Below are 4,484 nucleotides of genomic sequence, written 5' to 3'. Positions count from 1 at the left end.
GCGGGCTTGGGCGGGGCCGGCATCGGCTTGGCCGCCGGCTTCGGAGCCGACGACGGCGCGGCCGACGTGGCGGCGGACCGCGGCTTCGGTGTCGCGGCCGGCGCAGCCGAGGACCGCGGCTTCGGCGTCGCGGCCGGCTTCGGGGCAGATGCGGGCGTGGCCCTGGTGGCCGGCTTCGCAGCCGGGGCCGGGGTCTTCGGCGCCTGCTTCGTCTCGGCCGGGGCCGCGGAGGCGTTCTCCTGCGTCCGGGCGGCCATGGCCTTCAGCTGCTCGGGGAACGCGTCCCCGATCGAATTCCGCACCGGGGCGGAGTCGGACGCCGCCTTCTGCGCGGCGCGCTCCTTGGCCTCTCGGGCGGCCTGGTCGCGACGCGAACCGCCGCCCTGACGCTCGCGATGGCTCTCGGTCGAGTTCTTGCGCTGGTCCGCGCGCGCATCGGCCTTGGTGCGCAGCGGGGCGACCACCATCACCATGTTGCGGCCGTCCTGGCGCGGCTGCGACTCGACGGTGCCCAGCTCGGCGACGTCCTCGGCGAACTGCTGCAGCAGCTTGATGCCGAGTTCGGGACGCTGCTGCTCACGGCCGCGGAACTGGATGATGGCCTTGACCTTGTCGCCCTGGCTCAGGAACTTCTTGGCGTGGCCGGTCTTGGTCTCATAGTCGTGCTTGTCGATCTTCAGGCGGAAGCGGACCTCCTTGAGGACCGTGTTCACCTGGTTCTTGCGCGACTCACGGGCCTTCACCGCAGCCTCGTACTTGTACTTGCCGAAATCCATCAGCTTGCACACCGGAGGCTTGGCCGTGGGGGCCACCTCCACGAGATCCAGGTCCGCCTCGGCGGCGAGCCGGAGGGCGTCCTCGACGCGGACGATGCCGACCTGTTCGCCGTTCGGGCCGACCAGGCGGACTTCCGGAACGCGGATACGCTCGTTGATGCGGGGATCGCTGATGGTGCTGCTCCTCTGTGCGAGACGACGGGTGATCCCGCGCCCACCGGAGGGGCCCTCGGAAACGAGGAAGGCCTCCCCTGCGCGGACGCAGACGGAGGCCTCGACACGGTCCCGCAGACGGGACCCTCGGTGCGGGCTGCGCGCCACGAAGCGGCGGTCCCGACCGGCGACCCGGCAACTCGGTCCGGGGCGAACCGGACATCCTGCTGACGCGGGTGGGAGAGAGGCCTCCACTTTGCTGCTCCTGGCCCGTGCATGCCCGCCCCGGGGTCACCGGATGACGAGGACGTGCGCGGACCACGAGTGGTCTGTGGGAAGCTTACCACCATGACAGACGAACGTCAGGCCCAGGACGCCACCCCCATGGACGCCCCCGCCGAGATCCGCGACATCCACGAGGTCCCCGCCGTCGAGGTCATCACGACCACCGCCGTGCATGTGATGACCGCCGCCGCCGTCAAGTGCGGCCTGGCCGACTCCCCCGACGCCCGCGAGCTCATGGATCTCGACGAGGCCCGCAAGCTCATCACCGCCCTCGCCGGGCTGGTCACGGCCGCGGCGCCCGAGATCGGCAGCCAGCACGCCGGCCCGCTGCGCGACGGGCTGCGCTCGCTGCAGCTGGCGTTCCGTGAGGTCTCCCCGTTCCCGGACGCGCCGGGCAAGGGCCCCGGCGAGAAGTTCACCGGCCCGGTGAACTGAACCACGGCCCCGACGACGACGGCGCGCCCCCGGCCGGGGGCGCGCCGTCGTCGTCGGGGCGGGGCTCAGGCGTCCGTCGAGGCCTCCGGGGCGGGGGCGAGATGCCGGGTGACCGGCGTCGTGAAGAGGGTGAGCAGCGCGACGCCGGAGACCGCGAGCAGCGGCCCACCCAGAGCAGCGGCGTCCACGCTGAAGAGCCACGAGGACAGGAGCACACCGAAGAGCTGGATCGCGACGGCGGCGCCGCGGCTCCACGCCCGACCGCGCAGCAGGGCGACGGCGGTCGCGAGGATCCACAGGGCGAGCAGCGCGTAGATGACGATCAGCATCACGCGGGCCCCGGCCGGGAGCACCCCGTCCGCCGCATGCACCACCGCGTCCACGGCGAGCCAGAGGAGCGCGCCCCCCTCGAGCACGAGCGCCGCGGCGACCACGAGGACGGCCACCGGCAGGCCCCGTCCGCGGCGGGGCGGGAGCGTCGTCGCGTCGGCGCCCGCCGACTCGGACGGGGCGACGGGGTCGGGGCGGCGGGACTGTGCCATGGGGCCTCTCCTGCGGGACGGCTGCGGGGACGGACGTGTCCCCCACGGTACGCCGGGCGGCGCGCGGACCACGTCCGCGACGGCGCCTCGGTCAGGGCATGGTGTGACGAAGGACTCGCCGTGCAGCGCGGTGATGCACCTCATTCACCTCTTGTTCACTCGTGAGGGCCGTGCGAGGATGGCACGCGAAAGATTTCCGGGGGCCGCGTTCGTACGAAGGCGGTCCCCGTTGCAATGACCAGGGTCGCCCTCCGTATCGGTCGTGCCGCGCGTCGTCCGCGCAGGCCCCCGCGCCCGCCGCCGGCGGAGGCCGTGACCACCGGCGCCCGCGGGCTCCGGCTCTTCCGACAGAAAGTGAGCGGACCGATGGATTGGCGCAGTAAAGCAGCGTGCCTGGACAAGGACCCGGAGCTGTTCTTCCCCGTGGGCAACACCGGCCCCGCCCTCCTGCAGATCGAGGAGGCGAAGGCGGTGTGCCGCTCGTGTGAGGTCGTGGACACGTGCCTGAAGTGGGCCATGGAGTCCGGCCAGGACTCGGGCGTCTGGGGCGGCATGAGCGAGGACGAGCGGCGCGCCATGAAGCGCCGCGCCGCGCGCGCCCGCCGCGCCTCCTGACCCACCCGGACCACCGGCCCCGTCGATCTCGTCGACGGGGCCGTCCTCAAGCCCGGCCGGGTTCACGTCAGGGGCAGTCGCAGCACGACGCGCGTGCCGCCGTCGTCGGACCGCTGCCAGCGCAGGGTGCCGCGCAGGTCCCCCTCCACGAGCGAGTGCACGATGCGCAGACCGAGCCCCGATCCCTCGCCCGCGCGGGGGGACTCCCCCGGCACCCATCCGTCGGGGGCGGCAGGGCCGCTGTCCGTCACGGACACGACCAGCACCGTTCCTGCGGGGGTCGACTCGCGGTCGGCGTGCAGGCCCACGCAGCCACCGCCCGGCGCCGTGCCGTGCTCGACGGCGTTGGCCGCCAGCTCATTGAGCACCAGCGCCAGCGGCGTGGTCACGTGGGAGGGCAGTTCACCGAACTCACCCGTGACCGCGACCTGCAGCGGCCTCCCGTCCCCGGCCACCTCGACGGCCAGGCGGAACTGCCGCTGCAGCAGACCGTCCACGGGGACCTGGTCCTCGATCTCCTCGCTCAGCGTCTGGTGGACGAGGGCGATCGTGTCCACGCGCTGCATCGCCTGGCGCAGCGCACGCTCCGCCTCGGGCGAGGATGTGCGCCGCGCCTGCATGCGCAGCAGCGATCCCACGGTCTGCAGGTTGTTCTTGACGCGGTGGTGGATCTCGCGGATGGTCGCGTCCTTGGTGAGCAGACGCTGCTCCTGGCGGCGCAGCTCGGTCACGTCGCGCAGCAGCAGCAGCGCCCCCTGCCAGCCGTCCGGACCGAGGAGGGGGACGGAGCGCACCGTCAGCGACACCCCGCCGGACTGCACCTCCCGACGTCCGGCACGCAGCCCGGTGAGCACGGCCCACGTCCCCTCGTCGGTGGGCACGCGGGCGGCGTCGGTGCTGGCCAGGACGTCGGTGAGCCGGTGCCCCTCGAGGGTTGAGGCGATGCCCAGCCGGCGCAGGGCGGAGACCGCGTTGGGACTGGTGAACTCGGCGACCGAGTCCGGCCCGAGCACGACGAGGCCGTCCCCCACCCGCGGCGTGCCGCCTGCCCAGAGGCCGGGGGGCTCCTCGGGCGCCGGCCAGCGGCCGTGCTGCATCATGTCCAGCAGGGTGCCGGCCGTCCGGCTGTAGTTCTCCTCGATCACCGAGCGCGCCGGCCGGCCGTTCGGGTCCGCGTGCGCGGAGACGACCGCGATGACCCTCCCGGCGCGGACCACCGGCCACAGACGCACCTGCAGCGTGCCTCCCGGGGCCTCGACGGGGCCGGCCCCCTCGGCCCGTTCCCCGCCGTGCCACGTCTGCCCGACGACGGCCCGCAGGTCCGCGCGGGCGCGCGAGCCCACGATGTCGCGGTGGAAGAGGGTGGGAGCGGTGAAGGGCCGGACCTGGGCGAGCGCGACGAACCCTCCGGCCTCGTCGCGGCGGGGCACGGGGCACCAGAGCACGAGGTCCGCGAGCGCCAGGTCTGCCACAAGCTGCCAGTCCCCCACGAGCCGCTGCAGCCAGGCGCGGTCCTCGTCCCCGATGTCGGGGTGCGACGTCAGGGGGTCCTGCGCGAGCGAACTGACCATGGGATCAGGGTACGGCGACGTGCCGGGCGGCCCGTGTCCGTGGCGTCGCGGGCGGTGTCGGAGGACGCGGCGGCGATGGCCTGCGGGGGCCGGGCGCGGTGCCGTCC

At 73.9% G+C, this 4,484-nt stretch carries 5 protein-coding genes; 2 read left to right on the top strand and 3 right to left on the bottom strand.

Translation table 11 applies throughout. From position 1 onward, the window contains the following. Positions 1-1,097: translation initiation factor IF-3 (infC, locus tag J1M44_RS09490; RefSeq protein ID WP_342356591.1), on the bottom strand; the 1,097-nt coding region annotated here is incomplete at its 3' end. 180 nt (positions 1,098-1,277) lie between these two features. On the opposite strand from infC, the gene J1M44_RS09485 reads away from it, so the two are divergent. Further along, on the top strand, positions 1,278-1,649 hold the full coding sequence (locus J1M44_RS09485) for a DUF1844 domain-containing protein (RefSeq protein WP_036334049.1): 372 nt from the start codon (positions 1,278-1,280) through the stop codon (positions 1,647-1,649). A gap of 65 nt (positions 1,650-1,714) precedes the next feature. Here J1M44_RS09485 and J1M44_RS09480 read toward each other — a convergent pair whose 3' ends face one another. Continuing rightward, complete coding sequence (locus tag J1M44_RS09480) at positions 1,715-2,191, bottom strand: hypothetical protein (RefSeq protein WP_002854851.1); 477 nt, start codon at positions 2,189-2,191, stop codon at positions 1,715-1,717. Positions 2,192-2,557: 366 nt separating this feature from the next. Here J1M44_RS09480 and J1M44_RS09475 point away from each other — a divergent pair, with 366 nt between their 5' ends. Next, positions 2,558-2,806: a WhiB family transcriptional regulator gene (locus tag J1M44_RS09475; RefSeq protein WP_002854852.1), complete on the top strand. Its 249-nt coding sequence runs from the start codon at positions 2,558-2,560 to the stop codon at positions 2,804-2,806. A 62-nt stretch (positions 2,807-2,868) separates the two neighbouring features. On the opposite strand, the gene J1M44_RS09470 is transcribed toward J1M44_RS09475, so the two are convergent. After that, positions 2,869-4,377: a sensor histidine kinase gene (locus J1M44_RS09470; protein WP_060775404.1), complete on the bottom strand. Its 1,509-nt coding sequence runs from the start codon at positions 4,375-4,377 to the stop codon at positions 2,869-2,871. Between the last annotated feature and the right edge of the window lie 107 nt (positions 4,378-4,484).

It is taken from the genome of Micrococcus sp. KRD128 (assembly GCF_017168395.1).
GTDB lineage: Bacteria > Actinomycetota > Actinomycetes > Actinomycetales > Micrococcaceae > Micrococcus > Micrococcus luteus.
Note: the sequence above shows the minus strand (reverse complement) of the source record. Positions and strands in the feature narration are given on the sequence as shown.